Here is a 22,324-nt window from a genome sequence, read left to right as displayed (position 1 = left end):
GGATGCCCCACTACGTGGTCTTCTTCGCGTCAAGATTTAAAAGACGAACCATCTCCTCCCGCATCGCAAACTTCTGCACCTTTCCCGTAACGGTCAGCGGCATTTCATCGACAAAGCGAACATACCGCGGCACCTTGTAATGCGCGATCTGTCCGCGGCAAAAATCGCGGATGTCTTCCTCGCTGGCATGTTCGCCTTGTCGAAGCACGATCCACGCGCATAGTTCCTCGCCGGTTTTGTCGTCGGGCACACCGAACACCTGAACATTCTGGATCTTGGGATGCGTGAAGAGATATTCCTCTATCTCGCGAGGATAGATGTTCTCGCCGCCGCGAATCACCATGTCCTTCAGCCGGCCGACGATGTTGCAATAGCCCTCGGCATCGATCGTTGCAAGGTCGCCCGTATGCATCCATCCATCGAGGATGCTCTCACGTGTCTTCACCTCGTCGTCCCAGTAGCCCAGCATGACGGAATATCCCTTCGTACAGAGTTCCCCTGTTACGCCGACGGGCACCGTATTGCCGAGGTAATCGACGATCTTCACCTCAAGGTGCGGTTGAATCCGCCCGACAGTGGTAGTGCGTTTATCGAGCGGATCCGTGGTTGCACTCTGAAACGACACGGGGCTCGTCTCCGTCATGCCATACGCGATGGTGACCTCCCGCATGTGCATTCTGGCCATCACCTGCTTCATGGTCTCGATCGGGCATGGCGAGCCCGCCATGATGCCCGTGCGGAGACTGCTCAGATCAAACGTGGCGAACCCCTCATGTTCCAGCTCGGCAATGAACATTGTCGGACGCCGTGTAGTGCCGTGCAGCGCTCCTGCTCGACCGACGCGAGCGTCGCGCCGGCATCGAATCCCTCGCCAGGAAAGACCATCTGCGCGCCAACCGATACGCATGCCATAACGCCGAGCACCATCCCGAAGCAGTGGTAAAGCGGAACCGGAATGCAAAGCGAGTCGGTCTCGGTCAGCTTCATGGCCATTGCCACAAAACGTCCGTTGTTGACGACGTTTCGATGCGTCAGCGTGGCACCTTTCGGGCTACCCGTGGTACCGCTCGTGAATTGAATGTTGATTGGGTCTTGCGCGGATAGATCGTTCGCGGCTTTCTGTCTTTCATGTAAATTCGCCGCGCCGCCCAGCATGACGGCGGCAAACGGCGTTACCCCCGGGATGTTCGGTTCGCCGACGGATATGACAGTCCGCAGTTCTGGCAAACGCGCACACTGCAAGTGACCGGCTCGCTGCGCCTTAAGCTCCGGAGCAATGTCGAGCAGCATCGAAATGTAGTGTGACTTCTTGAATTGCTCAGCCGTTACGAGCGCCTTGCACCCCACCTTGCGCAAGGCGTACTCGAGCTCGGAAACCCGATAGGCCGGATTGATGTTGACCAGTACCGCACCGATGCGTGCCGTGGCGAACTGCGTGAGCAACCATTCGAATCGGTTCGGCGACCAGATTCCGACGCGGTCGCCCTTCGTTATGTCCAGGGACAAAAGACCCGCAGCCAGTCGATCGACGCGTTCGTCGAACTCCTTCCACGTCCAGCGCACGCCCTGCTCGCGGAACACGACGGCTTGTCGATCAGGAAAGCGTAGCGCCGTATCTCTCAGCAACTGACCGATGGTCGCCTCGCTTAACGGAACGTCTGTCTCGCCACGCACGTACGCAACGCCATCGACAGGTGCGATAAACGCAGGAGAACCGGGTAAGGTTTGCATCACGCCTTTCTCTCCGACTACTTGCCGTAAAACACCAGATCGCCAGGCACCGCATCGCGATCGAACGCTTCGGCGGTGTTGGCAAAACCACGCGTAGCGTCTTCCGTGTGATACAGATCCAGCCAAAGGTCCGGCATTGCAATGTCGGCGCCCGCCACACCGCCGCTCGACCACGTTTTTAGCAGCGTCCGTGTCACCGCGTAGGAAAGCGTAGGACCGTCCGATAGTTGTGTGATCAACTCACCCGCAACACGTTCGAGCTCATCCGGTTCGGCCACATGTGTGGCAATGCCGATCTCCCCGGCGAGAGCGCCTGGAATTCCTTCGCCGAGCATGGCAAAGCGCGACGCGCGGCTACGTCCCACGCGTTCGGCCAGCCGCTGCAGTCCGCCGGCGACCGGCAACATCGCGGTAGTGACCTCCACGCATCTGAAAACCGCATTCGTTGCCGCCACGATGAAATCGCAACTCAAGGCAAGTTCAAAGCCGCCACCGAATGCGAGGCCCTGCACCACGGCCACCGTCGGAATACGCAGTGCCTCGATGGCACGATACGACGCGTTGACATCCGCGACGAACGTGCGAAACCAGTTCAGGTCTTTACCGGGCCACTCGCGAACCTCGCCGCCGTGACTGAAATCCGGCCCCTCCGCGCGAACGACGAGCACCCGGATATCGCTTTCGCTAGCGTCATGAATCGCATCGCGCAGACCTTGCGAAAAGCGCAGATCAAGCCGGTTGTAGGGCGGATTCGCCAATACGATCGTGCCCACCTTTCCATCACGATCGAAACGTATGCTCTTCATTGATAAACCTCAGATTGATGATCAAATTCAGCGGGTGCCAGTTGGCACCCTGCAGAAATCCGCGACTCAGGACGACTGCCCATTCAGCGCAATGATGGGAAGCAACAAATGCGACGGACGATCCGCGTCGCGGTAGATCTTGTGGGTAACCGTGTCGCTGCTGCATACGTGATACGGGATGTACTCGACATCGGTCATCGCACCGGTTCCGGTCGGCACGTCCAGACTGCAAATCTCCAGGCAGATCCGATGACCCGCCTTGAACTGGTTCGCCGTCGCCAGCACCTGAATCTCATACTTGACGATCTCGCCTGGCGTAACCGGTTCGATCGAATTCTTCGTCAACTTGTGGAACGGCTCTCCAGGCTTCGACCGATCGGGATCGGTTGCCCGATATGAGGCTTTCAACCAGCCACGCGTCAGTTCGCGTTCCGGCAACGTATCCGGAACGCTTCGTTCGCCGGCACGCGCCGTGACCACCGAGACGTCCGGCCCTACGTCCTTGAGCACGACGATCCAGTTCGTGTCTGCCTGATCGATTTCAGCGTAGAGCGTGAGTGAGATCGGGCCCGCTACCAGCACGTCGTGGGCGAGCGGTTCGGTCATATAGCGCAGGCGCTCGACCCTGGTGGTTTTCTTGAGCGGCATCTGCGTAAAAACATCGGGCTCGCGCTGCGCATTGCCGACCTCAGCCGACGGTCGGGGGGCATCGGTGGAAAGCCGCTCCCAACCGGCGAGGTGATACTTGACCCATTGTGTTTCGGGCAAGGGCCAATCGGTACCCGTGCGCCATTCGTTCGCGCCCATCACCCAGTAGCGAACCGGCGGCTCGTCCATGATGCCGGTGTCGACACCCTTGAGCCAGTAGTCGTACCAGCGAATGACTTCGTCGTGATACTGATGGAACGGTCTCTCCAGATGAGCCGGACCGGTAAAGACCAGCTTGCGCGGCTGCTTGACGTTGCCGAAATAGTGCTGGGCACCGAGCCAATGCAATTTGTACGTATACGCATAGGCGCCGGACCCCGTATAGAACGGCACCTTGATCGCCCTGAAGACCTCTTCGGCACGCTCAACGGTTCCGTCCGGCTCCCATGGGTTTGTCATGATGTGATACATCACCGCTGTACGCTGACCCTTCTGCGTCAGAATGTTGTAGAGGTTGATGTACATCTTGTAGTCGGGATTGCGCATGGCCGTTCGCCAGTGCGCCTCCTGATCGTCGGGCAGCGGTCCAGGTACGTCGCGCGATTCGTGAACCGTGCTAAAAACGTCGAGCAGGTAGGGGAACGTATGGATGACGCCGCCAGGATTGAAGTCCCGAAAGCCGAACATACCTCCGTAGGCACTACAGGCGTCGTAAGGGAAGATCGCCTTAAGCGCCGGATGCCCTTGCGCAGCCGCGCGCCATTGCTCTCCTGCGTAACCTGAAATACCGACCATCCCGACCTTGCCGTCAGACCATGGCTGCTGCGTGATCCATTCGATCATGTCGTAGTGATCGGTGTTCTCACCACCATAGTGACCTTCCGACTTCGCCGAGCCTCGCGGCTGCGCAATGACATGCACATAGCCGTTAGCGATAAAGCGTCGTGTATCGCCCGCTTCGATCGGTCCGAACCACAGTGGCGCATGCGCCGGTTGCGGCGGCAGGACGTCGGCAATCTCCGGGCCTTGAATATCCTTATTGTGCAAAGCCGAAGCATAGAGCACAGGATATTTCCCGCTCGCTTCGGGTCGATAGACGTCGACTGCAAGACGGGTACCGTCTCGCATCGTTACGATGACGTCGCGTTCTTCAATCATGTTTTTTCCCTATTCGTTGGTACGTTCTGTCTTCCCGAAACACGGCTCAGGAAAACAACCATGACGCACGATGCGAGCGCGGGCACCGCAGCGGCGATAAACAATGCAGTATTCGACCACTGCAGCCTGATGAGCTGTCCTGCCACGACGGGGCCGATAATCGAACCCGCCCGGCCGATTCCCAGACTCCAGCCAACCCCGGTGGCGCGCAACGAAGTGGGGTACAGCGTCGCCGTCAGTGCGTTGACCGCCGGCTGCCCACCCACAATGCAGATTCCACTGATCAACACGACGGCGTAGCGCAATCCCGTCGACAGATCGGGGAGACCGACCGACGACACCGAAAACGTCGCCAGCAGAAATCCGAGCGCGAGCACCCGATAGAAACCGAAGCGGTCCATCAACGGCCCCATCAGCAACGCACCGACCGTTCCGCCGATCTGCAGCAAGGTGCCGATGAGCACGGCCGTCGAGACCGCGTGGCCAACGCGCAAGGACAACATGGGCAGCCAGTTCGACAGGAAGAAGAGATCGAGCAGGTTCGCGAAGTTGATCCCCCACAGCAGTAGCGTCATCGCGCCGCGACCATCGCGAAACAGTTCGCCAACGGAAGCCTTCGTTTGCGACTGTGTGTGGACGACGAAGCGGGTTCCGGGTCCGATCCGAACATCCGGAGCAATTCGCTCAAGCCACCTGCCGATCGTTTCCGGGGTGCGCTGCTTGATCACCATCAGTTGAAGCGACTCCGGCAGATACCTCGCCATGACGACTGCAATGATCAACGGCAGCAGACCACCGACGAGGAACACCGGCCTCCATCCAAGTGACGGCAACAGCGTTGCGCAAAGCAGTCCGCCGGCAATTGCCCCACCTGTGAAACCGCACGACACCCATGTCATCAACGACGCGCGATATTTGCGCGGACTGTATTCGCTGACCAGCGCGATCGCGTTACCCATCACGCCACCGATACCGAAACCGGTCAGGAAACGAATCGCCAGAAATTCCGGCACGCTGTGAACCAGCGTCGTACCGAGCATGCACAACCCATAGAAGACCGTCGCACCGACCAGTACCGGCCGGCGCCCTATGCGATCGGCCATTGCGCCGAGAACGATGGAACCCGCAAGCATCCCTAACAGGCTCGCACCGAATACCGGACCGAGTTCGGCAGCGCCGATGCCCCACGCGCGGACGATTGCGGGGGCGACAAAACCCATCGTCTGCACATCGAACCTATCCATCACCACCGAGCAACCGATCAGCACCATGATCCATTTCTGGAAGGTGCTCAACGGCTGACTATCGATCAGTTCGCCGATATCGACGATCGAAGCGCGCTCTTGCTCCGCACGCTGCGCGGTATCCAGGATCAATTTCGCTCCTCGCTCCGTTCGGGCATGAAATCCGTACCTATAGACCACGTCCGACGACGTCGGTCCCTAGCCGCGGATTTCTAGAATGGATAGGCCGGCAGGTCGTCACGCGTCGTCACCCACTGCCACTCCGTGAACTGGTCGGCGTTGGTCAATGTGCTGTAGTTATGCCCGTTACCGGACAAACCCACACCACCCATCGGTCCAAACACTTCATGCAGGATTGTCTGGTCGTTGATATGAACGATGCCCGCATGCAACCGGTCGGCAATTCGCTGGGCCCGACGCAGGTTGGAAGACGCTACTGCCGCAACCAGGCCGTACCGGTTCTGATTGGCCAGTGAAACGGCTTCGTCATCGTCCTTGAACACGGTGACTGCCGCGACCGGGCCGAAGATCTCTTCGTCGAACACCGGCATGCCGGGCACAACGTCGACCATGACCGTCGGTTTGAAGAACAGCCCGTCGCGAGATCCGCCCGCCAGAATCTTTGCGCCCTTGCTTACCGAGTCCGCTACGATGCGATCGACGTTTTCTGCCTGCCGTTCATTGATGATCGGTCCAAGATGAAAGTCGCCTTTAAAAGGATCGCCAACCGTTAGTGCGCTGGTTCGCCGCACGAGGCTTTCGATGTATGCGTCCGCAATGCTTTCCTGAACGAGATGCCGACCCGCGGCCATGCAGACTTGCCCCTGGTGCAAAAACGACCCCCATGCACCCGCACTCGCCGCCGCTTCGACATCGACGTCGTCGAGCACGATGTAGGGATTCTTGCCACCGAGTTCGAGGTTCGCGCGCTTGAGCAGGCCGCCTGCTACGGAGCCGATCGCCTGGCCAACCCGCGTGGACCCCGTGAAGCTGATCATGTTGACCTGCGGGTCGCGCACTAGGGCGTCGCCCGTTTCTGCGCCACCGGGAAGGACGTGGAACAGTCCTTCGGGCAACCCTGCAATCTCAAGCAGACACGCATACAGGATGCCGCCGCTAACCGGTGTTTGCGGATCGGGCTTAAGCAGCACTGCGTTGCCGGTGGCGAGCGCCGGCGCAATCGCTCGCGCTGCAAGTATCAAGGGCGAATTCCATGGAGTAATGACGCCGACCACACCCATCGGCACCCTGCGCGCGACGCTATGCCGCTCCCTCACGTCACTGGTCGTGATCACCCCGGTTGACTGACTGGCCAACGCAGCACCTTCCAGGATCTCGCGTATCGCCAGCTTCACCTCGAGATAACCCTTCGGCCGTATCGATCCGGTCTCCCGGACAATCTGACGCGCGATCTCCTCTCGATGCTCCTGCAACAAGCGAGCGACCTCGCGCAACACATCGCCGCGCTGTGGCCCGGGTGTTGCGGCCCAGGCGCGTTGTGCCTCGGTTGCGATCGCAGCGGCAGCCGACACATCGGCGGCCGATGCAGCGCCAACCGAGCCGATTTCGATGCCGGTCGCCTTCTCCGTCACCGCGATCGTTCCCGCGCCTCCGGTTTTCCAACCGCCGCTATAGATCCTGTTGCGCCACACGTCTGCGGGTGCCAGCTCAGTCACGGACATCTGAATTCTCCTTTTCCTCGTATCACTCAAGACCAAACAGACGTCGCGCGTTTTCGCGCCCGATCTTCACGCGATCGGTTTCGCTGATCGAGCACGTGTCGAACCACTGGGACGCTTCGTCATGCGTTTCAAATGGGTAATCCACCGAGTACATGATGCGGTCGCTGCCCACTTCCAGCATCGTGGATAGAAGCGTCTGCGTTCTAAAATTGCCGCTGGTCGTGACGTAGACGTTTTCTCTTAGATATTCACCGACGCTGCGCTTGCACGGCAGTCCTCGCGGCGCTTTTTGCAGAATGTGATCGACACGCCAGACGTTGAACGGAATGCCCTCGCCGAGATGACCAAGAATCATCTGCAACGTCGGGTTGCGGTCGAAGAGACCTGACGTGATCAGCCGCAATGCGTGGATACTCGTTTCAACCGCGAACGCCCACGTTGCGGCGGTCAACCATGGGAAACCGTCGTAGATCGGTTCACGCGACGGCAGCGGGTCCCGCGGATGCATATAGAAAGGCTTGCCGAGCGCAGCCGTGCTGGTCCAGAAATCGGCGTACTGCGGAGCGTCGTAGTACACGACATTTTCGGCATCGCCCACCTGGGAAAAGCCATTCACCATGAAGCCGTGAAATCCGAGCTCCTTCACGCTGCGCTCCAGCTCGCGCGCCGCGGCTTCGGGGTCCTGCATCGGCAATGCGGCAAATCCACCGAGGCGTTTTGGATGACGCGCAACATGTTCCGCAAGGACATCGTTGGCCCGTCTCGCTACATCGATTGCCTGTTTGCTGTTCGGGATGCCCTGGATGCCAGGTGAGTTGAGCGACAGGATTGAATATTCGGTCCCGCCCTGCTCCATCCGTTCGAGCCGCTGCTGCTCGATGTCCAGCAGGTTCGATTTCAGCGTCTCCCAGAAGACGGGAGGCGCATAGATTTTCGACTGATCGATCGTGAGATCTATCGCGAAGTGTTCTTCAAGCGCAATCTTGTTTCTCATCGAGCTGCTCCAGTTCAACGCATCGCGACCTCAGTTTCGAGAAGGCGATCAGGGCATCACCCAGGGTCATTTCGGGTAACAATGTATTTGATTTATCAATTACATTGCAGCGGAGTATAATTGATTTATCAAATACATGTTCTCCGCGTAAACCCTTAAATCATCGATGACCGTGAACACTCCCCTGTCACTCAAAGATCTGGAAAAAGCGATCCCCTTTCTGATGGCACGTGCGACTACCCGGATGGGGAACGCATTCGCAAAATCGCTCAAACCCTTTGGCCTCAGTCTTAGCGAATGGCGCGTCTGCGCGTCGCTTCTGTACGATCCGCGCCAGACACTGTCTGAACTATCGCTCCATGCGTCATCGGACATTTCGGCGTTGTCCAGAATCATCGATCGTCTCGAGGACCAGGAACTGGTGAAACGCGAGCGCAGCACGACGGACGGACGATCGGTCAGGATTGTCCTGACCGAAAAGGGAGAGGAACTTGCGCTCACCATCGTTCCGGTCGCAAAACGCCATGAGTCGGTGATCCTTTCAGGCTTTGCCCCAGGCGATGTGCGCGCGCTTCGCTCGATGCTGCTCAAGCTGTACAAGAACGCCGGCGAGCTCGACGAGTCGGATTAGAGGCCGCTGCTCATGATCCGCGCGGAGCACGGCGTTAAGGCGACTGTCCTCGACACATGGGATCTACCCGGCGTCACCCGCATTGTCATGAGTCTGCGTTGGCAGACGGAGCCTGGCTGGATCGAACTGTCGTTCGAGCAGCCTGTGTTGTGCATGGCCGTCGAGGAAATCGGCGGTCGCTGCCAGGTGCGTATGTGCGCCGATCGGCCGGTACAGGGCGAATACTTCGGCACCGGACATCTAAGCCTGATTGCAACCGGACAGCCGGTCGCGATTCATGCCACGGAAATGCTCCGGGCGCGGCTAGTCTTCTATCTCTTCGATCCGGCCGGAGCGCACTGCCTCTCTCCCGCAGAGACACGCCCGATCGTCGAAATGCAAAGCCGGTACATGTTCCGGAACGAACCGGTGCAGGTCTGCGCGGAAATCCTTGGACGACATGACAAAAGCGAAGGAGATTCATACGGCTTCCATCTCGCGCGTGCACTAATAGCTGCATTGCATGGTGTAGCGTGTGCTCCGCTTGCCTCTGTCTCCCCGTTTGCCCGGAAACTCACGGGCAACACCATGGAAGCAATCTCTACCCACATCCTCGACCATCTCGATCAACCCGTGACCGTTGAAGCACTCGCCCACATCGCGAGCATTCCAATGGCTCAATTCGGCGCAGCCTTCCGCGACGCAACGAGTCTGTCGGTACAACGCTGGCAGATGGACGCCCGCGTGAGAAGAGCTCAACGTTTGATGATCGACACTCCCGCTGAATGCCTTGCGAAAGTCGCAGCCCTCGCCGGCTTCGCGGATCAAGGGCATCTTTCCCGGGTATTCGTGGAAATCGTCGGCACCACGCCGACTGCCTGGATTCATCAGAACAGGTAATGCTCAAGAACCAGCGCCTGTGAAAGATCGTCATCGGTTGCGGATACAACTTACCCGACTCTCAGCCTTTAGTTCATTTCAACCGGATGCGGCGCCACGCGCCTGGAGAGATCCCCGTCATCGCGCGAAACGCTCGGGTAAACGGGCTCTGTTCGGAAAAGCCTGTGTCGAGCGCAATGCCGACAAGACTGTTGTTACGATCCATGAGCAGGCGCTTGGCGTAGTCGATGCGCCCCTGGAGATGCCATCTGTGTGGCGTCACACCAGTCGAAACCTTGAACGCTCGCCCGAATTGAGAAGATGAAAGTCCTGCTAGCGCCGCCAGTTCAGCCAACCTGACAGGTTGTGCGAGACGTTCCGCCATGAACGCGGTGACGACCCTGAGCTGGTGTCCGGAAAGACCAAGACGCCGCGGAGGTTGCGTCCCCGACATATTAAGGCGCGCAAAACGAGCGATGATCGCAGCAGTCAAGCTGTCACCGAGCAAACCAGAACCGGAAGCCTCGCCCTCGATGGATGCCAGTAGCCGCGCCAATGCCTGGATATCTTCGTCGAAGAACATCAGGTGCGGTTCATCCAGCCTCGTAAGCGGAAACTTACCGCCCATGATTTCCAGCACCCGCTCAGGGTCGAGTACCAGTCGAAGCTCATCGACTCGCGAAATTTCGTCCGAGTATCCCCAGATACTCATACCGCCCGGTATCAGGCTTGTATGACCGACTTTCCGTCTGTCCCGGTTCGGTGCCTTAACGACCTGATCGACGGCAAGCCGAGCTTCGCATCGGCCTCCCGATTCGTTCACGACAATGGAGAGAACCGGACAATCGCTCTTCAACTGATGCCACGCGGGACCGCACAATACCTCTTGCTGCACCGAATGCACTTCGATGCCGCTCCAGCAATGAACTCGCCTTCTAGCCGCGCCGAGATTGTGCGGTTCGCTACCGACGATTTCCACGAATGCGATCCCTTCTTTCTGCGCCTCAATCTGTTTCATCGTAGCGAGGCGCGGATGACCCGTCAATTTGACGGTCTTGCCTGGCGGCGGCACGCGATTCGATATGCACCTCGCTAGCGCCGCTTCGAACTCTGCGCATTCTGATCCACGACACCAGCGGCAAGCAACTGCGACCGGATGAGATCATATGACGATTGTTGAAGTTGAAACGTATCGAACTTCACTGACATTCGGCGAATTTTTCCGTTGTAGAGATCTATTGCTGTTGAACCGTTAAGACCATTGCGATTGATACCGGTGTTGGCATACTGCCCGCCCGCCTTCCACTCAAAGCCGCCGCCGCTCTGGCCGCCGACGATGTGCACGAGCGACGAACCCAGACCGTCCGGAAGCTCTGCTCCCACAGCGAAAAACAGCTGTGAAATGAGGTCCAGTCCTTGAATCTGCGTCGTCTGGTCGAAGTTTCCGTAGAGCACAGGGCCTTGATGAATCAACGGATTGATGTAGATCGCGTCGTCGGTGAAGAACGACAGGATCGTGTTGACGTTCGCGCTGCACAGCGCGGCGTGAAACTGTTGTGCGAAGTCGATCATCTCGGCAGAGGCAGAGGGCTGGCCCGTAACGCTCGTCGTGAGAGCCAGTGGTCCGGGCGCCGCGGGCGTCGTCGACGAACGGGGGACGCCGCCCGGGTGGATAGGTGCGTTAGGAAATGCGACACCCTGAGTCACAGCGGGACCGACAATGTCGGACTCGCCCATCTCGCGGGAATCCCAGTAGTCGGTCATCCTGATGACCAGACCGCTATCGAAATCAAACACTCTCTGTGCCGTCAGCGCGTTCGTCGAAAAGAACGCGTTGCGAACACTAACCTCTTCAATGATGGCGCCATAGTTGATGTCGCCTGTCGCATGAAAGAGCGTGGCGACATTCGCGGTACCGAGCACCTGTACCTCGCTACTGATCAACTGCGATATCGCAGGAGTGAAGGTACTGATTCCCTGGAACAAAAGGTTAAGCGTGGCATCCGAAAACGTAAATGCGCTCGATTGCGCCATACGTGCGACCACACGGGCTGGATCTCCGCTGTCCCAGTCCTGATAGAAAGCGCGAAAGAAAGCCCACGTTTGTTCGCTCGTGATCTCCGCGGAGATAGCCGAACCAGCTCCCGCAGAGACACCGAGCGCGCGGTCCGCCATGACAGCGAACGGCACAGCTGCGGCCATGGAGCCAAGAAATTTGCGGCGGCTAAAAGCAGTCATGCGGATCATCTCCTGAAGAGGCACGGGGTAGATATGCGTATGCCGGGGTCGGTTTTTATGTAGTCGATTCAAAAGCGAATGGACACATCTCGCCCATGCACACGTTCTGTGACGAGTACTTTGAGGGCGCACCTACTTCGGGTATTGACGAATCCCGCTGCGATTTGGATGTCACGCTAACGCCACCTATCTGAGTGGATAGGTGAATCTTAAGTTTACCTGCGACTAGGATTGATGGAACCCTGTATGCACCCGAAGCCTGCCAACCAGGCAAGCGACCGGTGGGTGTAATGGAACATCAAGAGAGAAACCGTTTCTGCTCTAGCGGGACCTGACGCAGCGATCCTGTTCAAGGGTTCCCGGTTGCGCTCGATGTAATCGGCTACGTGGCCTGGTTGCACTAACGATTCTTGCCACGCCAGCGTTTAGCCGAAGCAATGCGCGTGGCATACGCCAGGCGTCTCACCAGCACACTGCTTAAGCAATTCGATCGACCGTACGTGCTTGTCGCCGACAAGCGGCGTTGTGCCGTGGTGCCGAACTGCAATAAAACCATTCGAGGAGATTAGATTGAAATCGACAATCTACCCGTGTCTTACGGCTTGTATGCTGGCGCTAGCCCTTGGTGGGTGCAACGGCGATGGCAATCCGGTCGCGCAGAGCACTGCGCATGCATCGGCCACAGCCACAGCCAAGGTGATGCAGGCTTCAGCCGGCAGTCCATTCGGAGGCACGCCCTGGCCGGTTCCCGGACAGGTTCAGGTGGAGAATTTCGATTCCGGTGGTTTAAACGTCGGCTATTACACCGCGGACAATACGAATCACGGTGGGCAATATCGAACTAGCGAAGGCGTCAGCATCGAAGCCACCACCGACACCGGCGGCGGTTACGACGTGGGTTGGGCTGCCGCAGGAGAATGGCTCAATTACACGGTGAACGTCACGTCGGCGGGCACCTACGCACTCCAGGTACGCGTGGCTAACAGCGGCCCCGGTGGGACATTCCATTTCAATGTCGATGGCGTGTCGGCCACCGGCGAGTATTCCGTGCCCGACACCGGCGGCTGGCAAAACTGGCAGACGCTCTCGTCAAACGTCACGCTGACAGCAGGTGTCCATACGATTCAATTGCAGATGGACAGCGTGGGTAGCGCGGGAACGGTTGGCAACTTCAACTGGTTCTCGGTAATCAATGCGTCGAACTCGACGGTGCCGGACTTCGGACCCAATGTATTGATCTTCGATCCGACCATGTCCGCATCGAGCATTCAGAGTCAGCTCGACAACGTATTCAGTCAGCAGGAAACGAATCAGTTCGGCACGAACCGTTACGCATTGCTTTTCAAACCGGGCTCGTACAACGTCGACGTGAATGTGGGCTTCTATACCCAGGTACTCGGCCTCGGACAATCGCCCGACGATGTGACGATAAACGGCGCAGTGCATGCCGAAGCGGACTGGTTCCAGGGTAACGCGACGCAGAATTTCTGGCGCGGCGCCGAGAATATGGCGGTCGTTCCTTCAGGTACGGGAGGTACCGACCGCTGGGCCGTGTCGCAAGCGTCGCCGTGGCGTCGCATGCATATCAAAGGCAATGTCGTGCTGGACGATAACGGCGGCTGGTCCAGCGGCGGTTTCCTTGCGGACTCCGTCATCGATAGCCAGATCAACTCCGGATCGCAACAGCAGTGGTTGTCGCGCAACTCGCAATGGGGAAGCTGGATCGGTTCGAACTGGAACATGGTGTTTGTCGGTGTCAATAACGCACCGTCGGGAACGTGGCCGAATCCGCCTTACGTCGTAGTGAACCAGACGCCCGTATCGAGAGAGAAGCCGTTCCTGACGATCGACACCGCGGGTCACTACAACGTCTTCGTTCCGAGTGTTAAGTCCAATAGCCAGGGGGCGGGCTGGGTCAATGCGGCAGAAGCAGGTCAGTTGCTGCCGATCAGTCAGTTCTATGTTGCCAGGCAGAATGTCGACACTGCCGCAACCCTCAACGCGGCGCTCGCCCAAGGGCTCAACCTTTTGTTCACGCCCGGCGTTTATCACCTGAACGGCAACCTGCATGTAACGCGCGCCAACACCGTCATCCTTGGCCTTGGCATCGCTACGCTCGAAGCCGACAACGGCGTGACTGCGATGTCGGTGGATGATGTCGATGGCGTGGTAATAGCCGGGCTGCTCTTCGATGCGGGCACAACCAATTCGCCTGTACTACTGCAGGTGGGACCGCAGGGAAGTTCGCAAAATCACTCGGCCAATCCCACGTCGTTGCACGATCTCTTTTTCCGGGTGGGCGGTGCTGCGGCGGGAGCGGCGACGGTGAGCTTGCAGATCAACAGCAACAACGTCATCGGCGACGATTTCTGGCTGTGGCGTGCCGATCACGGGACCGGCGTGGGCTGGACTGTCAACCCGGCAACGAACGGTCTGGTCGTAACAGGTGCGAATGCAACGATCTACGGGCTCGCGGTTGAACACTACGAGCAGTACCAGACCTTGTGGAGCGGCAATGGCGGCAGGGTGTACTTCTATCAAAGCGAAGCCCCTTACGACGTACCGAACCAGGCGGGCTGGATGAATGGCGGTGAGAACGGCTATGCATCGTACAAGGTGGCCAGTTCCGTCACGAGTCACCAGGCCTGGGGAGTGGGCATCTACTGTTACTTCAGCACCAACTCGAGCGTCAAACTGGCCAATGCGATCGAAACACCCAATGGCTCAGGGATCGCGTTTAAGGATATGACGACGGTTTCGCTAGGCGGTGTCGGAGAGATCACGCACGTGATCAACAATACGGGCGGTACGGCCAACTCGTCGGCATCTGTTGTGCGGCTTGCGCAGTATCCTTAACGTGTCGTTGAAAAGCGCCCTGCCTGACTGACGATTGGACAGGTGTTCATAAAGAGGTCCGCGCATGCGTTTTTGCCGCCGCTGAGTTGCTGGTTCGTCCAGTGGTTCTTGCAGGCAATACGCATGCGCATTGTTATGATCAAGGGTCGTTATGCAACCTCGTTACCCGTAGCCGCCTCCAGGATCGCAAACCACTCCTGCCTGTCCAGTTGCAATTCGGTGGCAGTAACCGCATCACGCACAGCGTCGCGACGTTGTGAGCCCGTTATGACGATCGGATCGGACGGAAGTCGCAGCAACCACGCGTAGATCACCGTCAACATCGAAACGTCGTGCCTGTCTGCAATCTCACTCGCTACAGTACGTACCCGCGCCGCAGCATCGTTACCCTCGGCAAAGAGTCGCCCTCCACCTAGCGCGGACCAGATCATCGGTGGTACGCCGATGCCCTGCAATTGATCGAGTGTGCCGTCTGTGATGGTGTCTGTCCTGAACGGCGAAAGCTCGATCTGGTTGGTCGCAAGAGGCGTGAAGGTATTCATCGCCTGAAATTGCGCTGGCGTGAAATTGGACACACCGAATGCCCTGATTTTTCCAGCGCGTTTAAGCTGCTCGACCTCTCTTGCGATCTCGTCAAAGCGCATCAGCGGATCTGGCCGATGAATCAACAGCAGGTCGAGATGATCCGTATTGAAGTTGCGCAACGAACGCTCGACGGCATCGCGAATGTGCGTTGGGTCCGTGTTGTAGTGCTTCAGACGATGTTCAGGCCGGTTTGGCGAGACGAGCGCGATGCCGGTTTTCGTCACCAGTTCGATCTGCTCGCGCAGAGACGGGTGCGTCTTCAACGTTTTACCAAACGCTTCTTCAACGGCGTAACCGCCGTAGATGTCGGCGTGATCAAAGGTCGTGACGCCGAGCGCAAGACAATCGTCGATATATCCGCGAAGCGCCTGCTCCGACATCTTCCAGTCCATCAGTCGCCACATGCCGGCGGCAATGCGCGATAGCGTCAGCCCGTCGCGAGGTGAAGTGCGTGGACAGGTCATGTCGTGATCCCTGTGCGCGGGAACGCCACGGCTTCACCGTGGGCCACATTTTGTGTGCAATACATCGAGTCACCTTTTCGTACTATAGTGCGAATTGCAATGTGCTGCGCCGAGCCTCTAAACGCAGCGCTCAATCATAGGGACGCCGGAATGAAATCGCAACACGTTACTGACGATTCGTACAATAGTACGAATTCCCTGCCCTTGTTGCCCGCCGACGCAACGTTTGCCGATCGGCTGAGAGCCTTGATCGGCGATTCGTCGGTCAGCGCGTTTGCACGCAAGGCCGGCCTCGGCGAAGGATTGATCCGTCGTTATCTGCAGGGATCGGAGCCTGGTCTCGGCAAGGCGGAACAGATCTCGCGAGCCGCCAACTGTTCGCTGGAGTGGCTCGCGACCGGTGCGGACTTTCGCCATCAAAACGCTGAAGGCGTCGACATGGCCGCGCTTGAATCGGCGATCCGTCTGGCTTCGATCGTGCTCGGTACGCCGATGATCGTGCAGGAAGGCAAGGCGATGAAGCTTGTCGTTGCGACGTATCAATACCTTCGTGCAACGCGTCGACCCGATGGTAGTCTCGAAGAACAATCGAGTCAGGCGTTCGCGGAATATGTGGCGGAGATGTGCGGTTTGCGTCCTGCGGGTAGTGAGTCTGGGGGACGGGTGAACATCGTTTGACGAGGTACAACTCGTCGATCTCGTTTCGTCCCGATGGTTGGCAAGAGCACAGAGCGGCAAGCGGAATCCTGCAAAGATGCGAGCCTCAACAACGCGTCGTACCGATACGCGTTGTCGCGCGATCGCATCCCGACGGGAGAATCGATGCCCCACGAGAAACGCTACCAACAGCTCGACGCGCTGCGTGGCCTCGCTGCGCTCACTGTCGTCTTCTCGCATTTCACGTTGCTCGCGCCTTTGATCGGTTTGCGCCACACGCCGCTCCGGGTGTTGTTCGGCGGCCATGAAGCGGTCATCCTGTTTTTTACACTCAGCGGTTTCGTGCTTGCCTTGCAGATCGGCGGAACACCTAAACCAGGCTACGGCGAATATGTCATGCGGCGCATTTGCCGGATTTATCTTCCCTATGCGGTGGCCGTGATCGTCGCGTATGCATGTTATGCGCTGTGCTACGCGGGGCCAGTTGCATGGGCCGGCTGGTGGTTCAACGACGGATGGCCTGCGACCTTCCCCAACATCGAACTGTTGTGGCATCTGCTGTTCGTCTTCCCGTTCGAGACGAGCCGGTTAGACCCTGTTCTCTGGTCGCTTGTGTACGAGATGCGTATTTCGCTGATCTTCGTGCCGGTCGTGTTGCTGATTTCGCGTGTGCCGACCTGGCAGGTGCTTGGGGCTGCCGTGCTGTTGTCGCTGGCGGTCTGCTGGCGTGCAATACACACCGGTCATCCGGTGATTCAGGCAAGCATCTCCGCCGAGTGGTTGCCCACGCTTCACTATCTACTGATGTTCGTTGCGGGTGCCGCGCTTGCCAAACATCGAGAGAGCCTGTCGAACTGGCTGCGGCGCGTGCCCCACGGAACGGCTGTGATCATCCCCGCTGCCTCGCTAGCGCTGTATGTCCTGTCGCGGCCGATTTCGCTGCGGGTGTCAGGCATTCTCAGCGACTACCTGTTCGACTGGATCGTGCTGGCAGCAGTGTGCGGCATCATCGCGAGTGCGGTCGCGCTCGCGTCGTTTGCGCGGCTGCTACAGATCCGGCCACTGCCATTTCTCGGTGCAATCTCGTACAGCCTGTATCTGTATCACGCCGTCGTGCTGTTCGCGGTCGTGCATCTGCTCGGCGAACGGCTCGGCGTCACACTGTCGCTGCTCATCGCGGCTGCGCTGGTGATCCCGGTGAGTTATGCGGGCTACGTCTGCGTCGAACGACCGGCAATGCGTCTCGGTAGCCGCCTTGCGCGCAGGTTCACGATGCAGCGTGCGCTCGCTCAAATGCCGGTGCGCAATTGAATCTGCGGCGCTCATTGTGAAGACACGCGGTCTGCGCGGTGGTGTTGCAGCGTGCTGTTCGGTGCTGGCCACATTGCTCACGCCGGCATACGGGGCATCGTGCCCGCCGATATCGCAAGGCCAACCCATCGATGCCTGGGGTGACTCGCTCACGACAGGTACGCCCGGCATCGGCGGCTTGCCTGGTACGTGGCCGTATCAATTGTCGGTGTTGCTCGGTGGCCGCACTGTGCGCAATTTCGGCGTGTCCGGACAGGTCTCGGAATCGATTGCTGCACGCGAGGGTGCACTGGTAGCACGTGTGAGCGTCGAAGGCGGTGAAGTGCCGGTCGATGGCCCGATACCGGTCACCGTGACGAACCATTTGTCGATTCCCGGTGCGGGTGCCGGCGACGTACACGGTACGCTAGACGGTATCCCCGGAAAACTCGCGTACACCGCGAACTATCACCACATCTTCGTTCGCGATACCCCGGGCGCGTCGCCGTCGAGCGTCCCTGCGGACAGTCCGTTCATCGTCGACGACCATCGCTGCGACGTCAGCGTTATCTGGGCCGGACGCAACGACGTTAGCGCAGGCCAAACGACACATACGGTGGACAACATTGCACGGATCGCGGCACGCATCGACGCGGGCCGCTTCATCGTGCTGTCCATCACGAACAGCGTGGGCGAAGAACGAGGCACGCCAGGCTACGCAACGGTGACCGCGCTCAATCGCGCGCTGGCAGCGCGCTTCCCGCACAACTTCATCGACATACGCTCCGCTCTGATTGCCCACGCGAATATGAGCGACGCCAATCAACGAAACCGCGAGGCCGATGTCGTCCCGGTTTCGCTGCGGATTGACAACCTGCATCTGAACGCGAGCGGTTACCGGGTCGTCGCAGAGCAGGTTGCCGGATTCGTGAACCGGCGCGGCTGGTAGCTTAACGGCGCACGCATGTGTATATGCATCCGCTCCGTCAGATCACTTCACAAGACTCGCAAAATTCCCACTCGGATACGCCGTATTCATCCAGTTCGCAAAGCGATTCAACTGCGAACCATCGACGCCTTCACCCCGCATCAACGGAATGCGCGTAAAGGCCCACGAAGGAAAGTTCGCGACGGTCGGTGTCGGCCCCTGCAAGGTCCCTGGCACATAGTTGCTCCAGCACAGCGAACGGATGCTCCAGCCGCAACCAACCTCGCCCGAAGCCGGATTCGCGCCTAGACGCTGCCACGTCGAAACATCGAAGCTCGTCGTGCGATCGAGCCACGTCGTCAGGAACGCATTGACTACGGCTTGCTCGGTGGCAGGCGCAACGCCCTTCCAGATACCCGACTGGCCGAAGTCCCACACGTCCATCGGGCTCGTATCGCGTGTCGTCCAGCCGCGGTTCACATCGGTCACGCCGACACCGTTATCCATCTCCTGCGCGCCCTTCACGACGAATACGAGTTTGCGTGCCGGCTCGGTGCGCCCGCTCGCCGCCGACAGATCGTCGAACAACCCATACGCGTACTGCCAGTCGAGCGGCAGATGCACCAGATGCGCACCGTTACCGGGATTCAGCAGCAACTGCATTTCGTACCACTGGTTAGCCTTCGTGAGATCGGCCACCGGACTGCCGAACATGCTGTTGTTCACCGGGAAGCCGAGAATATGCGGCGACACATTGAACGCAAAGCGCCAGTAGCCGCACCACCCGCGTGTTTCGATCTTCGGTGCGTTGTGCGCAGCCCACGCCTGCGGGCACTGCGCCTCGAGGTTGAAGTCCTGCGCAAGCTCCCATGACTTGATCAGTTGCCATTGCGCGGTCGCGTACAGGTTCTGCTGCTGCGGGACGGTGTAGGCCCCTGTGGTGCCTTCATTCGGCGGCGTGAAGTCGGAGCCGAGTTCGTTGCCCCAGTAATACAGATCGTTGAAGATGTCGCCGGTGTGGCCCGTTGCATATGACGCGCCACCGGCAGTCAGTTGCGCGCGCATGTTGTACGTGGCGTTACCCGTCCCTTCGCCCGCGTACTGCTTGTTCAGATTCGAGTTCGTGAAGTAGTCGCCCCACGCGTCCTTCGGATGAACATGCGGCACCCAGTGGTTCCAGTCCGGCAACTGCAGGCTGATCGGGATCTCGCGTGCGTTCAGATGACTGCCCGTCGCGATCGCATCCTTGCTGATGCCGTTCGGGAACACCGTGTTAAGCGTATCGATGTCGTTGTCGGACACGCTCTCGAGCCCCGCGCCGCAGGTCCAGTTGCGCACGTCACCGGCATCGAGCCCGGGGCCCGGTTGATACGGCGGATTCCACGGTCGGCAATGCGGCCCCGGCACACCGAGCGTGCTGTTCAGACTGCGGATATAGCTCGCGATCTGCGCGCCCTGCCCGCTCGTCAGCCCGTGAAACTGCGCGCGCACGGCAATCGCGTAGTTCGAGTAGTTGAAACGCTGCAGGTCCGAACCGTCGGCTGCATGGCAGTCCATGCAGTGCGCCTTGAGCACGTGGCCCACATTGATCGGCGACTCGATGAGCTGCGCGCTCTGCCAGAGCTGCTTGCCTGTGGCGATATCGGCGGCTGAAGAAAGCGGCGGTGTCCAGCGGGTGGGATCGTCTTCGGTGAAGCTGGCGCTGCTCACCAGTTGGTTGCCCGATGCGTCGAGCAGATTGAACGCCAGCACACGGTAACCCGACGTGATCCCATCGGTCTTGTTGAAGCGGAAGCTGACGAGATTCGCTCCATTGACGGCGCCACTCACCGGCACGCTCATCTTGAGCGTATCGAAGCCGCCGCCGATGCCGCCGTAATAGCGGCCCCCGCCTTCGATCGTAACGTTTGCGTTGGTCAGGTCGACCCACGGCCCGTTGTTCACCTTCACCGAGCCTTTGGCGTCGTACGAGAGGTTGTTCGCCTGCAGCCACAGGCGCGCTGTTGCGCTGCCGTTCGGCGCGTTCACACTCACCGTGACAACCGAGCCGTCCACACCCAGCACTTCCAGCGGCAATGCGGTCGCGCCGGCCTGTGTCTGCGGGGAGGTCGGATTGGTTGGCCCTGTCGTGAGGCCCGTCGGGTTGCTCGTGGGTGCCGGACTCGCAGTCGATGCCGCCGCGGACGGTGTGCTCCCGCCTCCACCGTTACCGCATCCGGCAAGATCTAATGCTGATATCGCAATTGCGGTCACCGCGAAAATACGCAAAATGCTGATTATCTTATTAGCCATCTCGAACGGAACCCAGGTTATATACGAGGGCGCATCTTATACTCTAAATTATTATCCCGGTTCGTTATCAAGATCACACTTTCATTCAGTTACATTTTCATTGATCGCATACTTATTTTCATCGAAGAGAGTGCGGATGTCTCGCCTGTATTGCCCTTACGCAAAGACTATCAACGGATATTTCGACCGCTTTTTGAGAAGAAACAGAAGTAGAAAATTCGCAATCTGCGAAATTTAATTAAAATCAACAATATGCGAATTTCTTGCCCGCTCATCCATATATCAGCACCTTGTTATCTCCAAGGTACGAACAATATCTTCATATCTTTCTTCACATAATTCAAACACCACTCGAAGAAGTCAAACTGTCGGCCACAGTCGATGCGCCACCAGACGCGCTATGCTGATCGGCCTGTCGAACCTGTCCACCTGGAACTCACATGCCAACGTACGACGACGATCTCACGACCTTCGCGGCACAAGGTGCCGCACCGCTACCTTCCGCCAACGAACAGGGCTACGTGGAACACGACGGCGCACGCATCTGGTATGCGACCTACGGGTCCGGGCCAGCGGTCGTTCTGCTGCACGGAGGGCTGGGTCACGGCGGCAACTGGGGTTACCAGGTTCCGGCGCTCGTTGACGCCGGTTACCGCGCCGTACTCATCGATAGCCGCGGCCACGGTCGCAGCACACGCGATGCGCGGCCGTACAAATACGAGTTGATGGCCTCCGACGTGCTGGCCGTGATGGACACGCTGCAACTGCAGCGCGCCGCCGTGGTGGGCTGGAGCGACGGTGCCTGCGTCGCGATGATCCTAGCGATGCGGGCCCCTGCGCGAGTAGCCGGTGTATTCTTCTTCGGCTGCAACATGGACCCGAGCGGCACGAAGGAAATCCTCGAGCCCGGGCCAGTGCTTGAGCGTTGTTTCGCGCGCCACGCCAAAGACTATGCGCAACTGTCGGCTACACCCGATCAGTTCAACGCCTTTGTGGCGGCAGTCACGCAGATGATGCAGACCGAGCCCAATTACTCGGTGCACGATCTCGCTACCATCGCCGTGCCCGTTGCGATCGTGCAGAGCGAGCACGACGAATTCATCAAGCGCGAACATGCCGAGTATCTGGCGCGAAGTATCCCTGGTGCGGAACTGATCGTGCTGCCGGGTGTGAGCCATTTCGCGCCGTTACAACGGCCGGATGAGTTCAACGGCGTCGTGCTTGCGTTCGTAGATAAGGTGCTTGCCTGATCGCGGTGAAGC

General features: G+C 58.9%; 16 protein-coding genes and 1 pseudogene. 7 read left to right on the top strand and 10 right to left on the bottom strand.

The features are described from left to right. Window positions 1–10 precede the first annotated feature (10 nt). The 6 genes and pseudogenes from FNZ07_RS08855 to FNZ07_RS08830 form a co-directional block, all read right to left on the bottom strand. Window positions 11–1,731: pseudogene (locus FNZ07_RS08855) on the bottom strand (AMP-binding protein). Between the two features lie 17 nt (window positions 1,732–1,748). After that, complete coding sequence (locus tag FNZ07_RS08850; protein ID WP_091015638.1) at window positions 1,749–2,537, bottom strand: enoyl-CoA hydratase/isomerase family protein; 789 nt, start codon at window positions 2,535–2,537, stop codon at window positions 1,749–1,751. Window positions 2,538–2,603: 66 nt separating this feature from the next. Continuing rightward, a complete protein-coding gene (locus tag FNZ07_RS08845) occupies window positions 2,604–4,343 on the bottom strand; it encodes a CocE/NonD family hydrolase (protein WP_091015635.1) in 1,740 nt (579 codons plus the stop codon). Continuing rightward, window positions 4,340–5,719 carry an MFS transporter gene (locus tag FNZ07_RS08840; RefSeq protein ID WP_091015633.1) on the bottom strand — a complete coding sequence of 460 codons (1,380 nt, stop codon included), beginning with the start codon at window positions 5,717–5,719 and terminating at the stop codon, window positions 4,340–4,342. The genes FNZ07_RS08845 and FNZ07_RS08840 overlap by 4 nt, the downstream gene beginning before the upstream one ends. Window positions 5,720–5,799: 80 nt before the next feature. Beyond that, window positions 5,800–7,269, bottom strand: a complete 1,470-nt coding sequence (locus FNZ07_RS08835; RefSeq protein WP_091015631.1) for an aldehyde dehydrogenase family protein — start codon at window positions 7,267–7,269, stop codon at window positions 5,800–5,802. 22 nt (window positions 7,270–7,291) lie between these two features. Further along, the gene (locus FNZ07_RS08830) at window positions 7,292–8,263 is read right to left on the bottom strand and encodes an amidohydrolase family protein (protein ID WP_091015627.1); all 972 of its coding nucleotides are present in this window, start codon (window positions 8,261–8,263) and stop codon (window positions 7,292–7,294) included. Window positions 8,264–8,435: 172 nt separating this feature from the next. On the opposite strand from FNZ07_RS08830, the gene FNZ07_RS08825 reads away from it, so the two are divergent. Continuing rightward, window positions 8,436–8,894: a MarR family winged helix-turn-helix transcriptional regulator gene (locus FNZ07_RS08825; RefSeq protein WP_308076674.1), complete on the top strand. Its 459-nt coding sequence runs from the start codon at window positions 8,436–8,438 to the stop codon at window positions 8,892–8,894. A 12-nt stretch (window positions 8,895–8,906) separates the two neighbouring features. Next, on the top strand, window positions 8,907–9,773 hold the full coding sequence (locus tag FNZ07_RS08820) for a helix-turn-helix domain-containing protein (protein WP_091015625.1): 867 nt from the start codon (window positions 8,907–8,909) through the stop codon (window positions 9,771–9,773). Window positions 9,774–9,846: 73 nt separating this feature from the next. Here the strand turns inward: FNZ07_RS08820 and FNZ07_RS08815 are convergent, their stop codons facing one another. Beyond that, window positions 9,847–10,770 carry a helix-turn-helix domain-containing protein gene (locus tag FNZ07_RS08815; RefSeq protein ID WP_143098122.1) on the bottom strand — a complete coding sequence of 308 codons (924 nt, stop codon included), beginning with the start codon at window positions 10,768–10,770 and terminating at the stop codon, window positions 9,847–9,849. 74 nt (window positions 10,771–10,844) lie between these two features. Then, window positions 10,845–11,990: a nuclear transport factor 2-like protein gene (locus FNZ07_RS08810; protein WP_143098121.1), complete on the bottom strand. Its 1,146-nt coding sequence runs from the start codon at window positions 11,988–11,990 to the stop codon at window positions 10,845–10,847. A gap of 570 nt (window positions 11,991–12,560) precedes the next feature. On the opposite strand from FNZ07_RS08810, the gene FNZ07_RS08805 reads away from it, so the two are divergent. After that, window positions 12,561–14,846, top strand: coding sequence for a carbohydrate-binding protein (locus FNZ07_RS08805; protein WP_143098120.1), 2,286 nt, complete (start codon window positions 12,561–12,563; stop codon window positions 14,844–14,846). A gap of 149 nt (window positions 14,847–14,995) precedes the next feature. Here the strand turns inward: FNZ07_RS08805 and FNZ07_RS08800 are convergent, their stop codons facing one another. Next, the gene (locus FNZ07_RS08800) at window positions 14,996–15,895 is read right to left on the bottom strand and encodes an aldo/keto reductase (protein ID WP_091015615.1); all 900 of its coding nucleotides are present in this window, start codon (window positions 15,893–15,895) and stop codon (window positions 14,996–14,998) included. Window positions 15,896–16,045: 150 nt separating this feature from the next. On the opposite strand from FNZ07_RS08800, the gene FNZ07_RS08795 reads away from it, so the two are divergent. The 3 genes from FNZ07_RS08795 (at window position 16,046) to FNZ07_RS08785 (ending at window position 18,791) form a co-directional block, all read left to right on the top strand. Beyond that, entirely contained in the window at window positions 16,046–16,573 is a 528-nt protein-coding gene (locus FNZ07_RS08795; protein WP_211367816.1) for a helix-turn-helix transcriptional regulator, read from the top strand. A gap of 144 nt (window positions 16,574–16,717) precedes the next feature. Next, entirely contained in the window at window positions 16,718–17,863 is a 1,146-nt protein-coding gene (locus FNZ07_RS08790; RefSeq protein ID WP_170275698.1) for an acyltransferase family protein, read from the top strand. Between the two features lie 16 nt (window positions 17,864–17,879). Next, window positions 17,880–18,791 (top strand): hypothetical protein, encoded by a 912-nt coding sequence (locus tag FNZ07_RS08785; RefSeq protein ID WP_143098119.1) that lies wholly within the window; start codon window positions 17,880–17,882, stop codon window positions 18,789–18,791. A 42-nt stretch (window positions 18,792–18,833) separates the two neighbouring features. Here FNZ07_RS08785 and FNZ07_RS08780 read toward each other — a convergent pair whose 3' ends face one another. Next, complete coding sequence (locus tag FNZ07_RS08780) at window positions 18,834–20,846, bottom strand: hypothetical protein (protein WP_091015606.1); 2,013 nt, start codon at window positions 20,844–20,846, stop codon at window positions 18,834–18,836. Between the two features lie 656 nt (window positions 20,847–21,502). On the opposite strand from FNZ07_RS08780, the gene FNZ07_RS08775 reads away from it, so the two are divergent. Further along, entirely contained in the window at window positions 21,503–22,312 is an 810-nt protein-coding gene (locus FNZ07_RS08775) for an alpha/beta fold hydrolase (RefSeq protein ID WP_091015604.1), read from the top strand. Window positions 22,313–22,324: the final 12 nt, after the last annotated feature.

Source organism: Paraburkholderia megapolitana (genome assembly GCF_007556815.1).
In the GTDB taxonomy this organism is placed as follows: domain Bacteria; phylum Pseudomonadota; class Gammaproteobacteria; order Burkholderiales; family Burkholderiaceae; genus Paraburkholderia; species Paraburkholderia megapolitana.
This window is presented reverse-complemented; position numbering and strand designations above follow the sequence as displayed.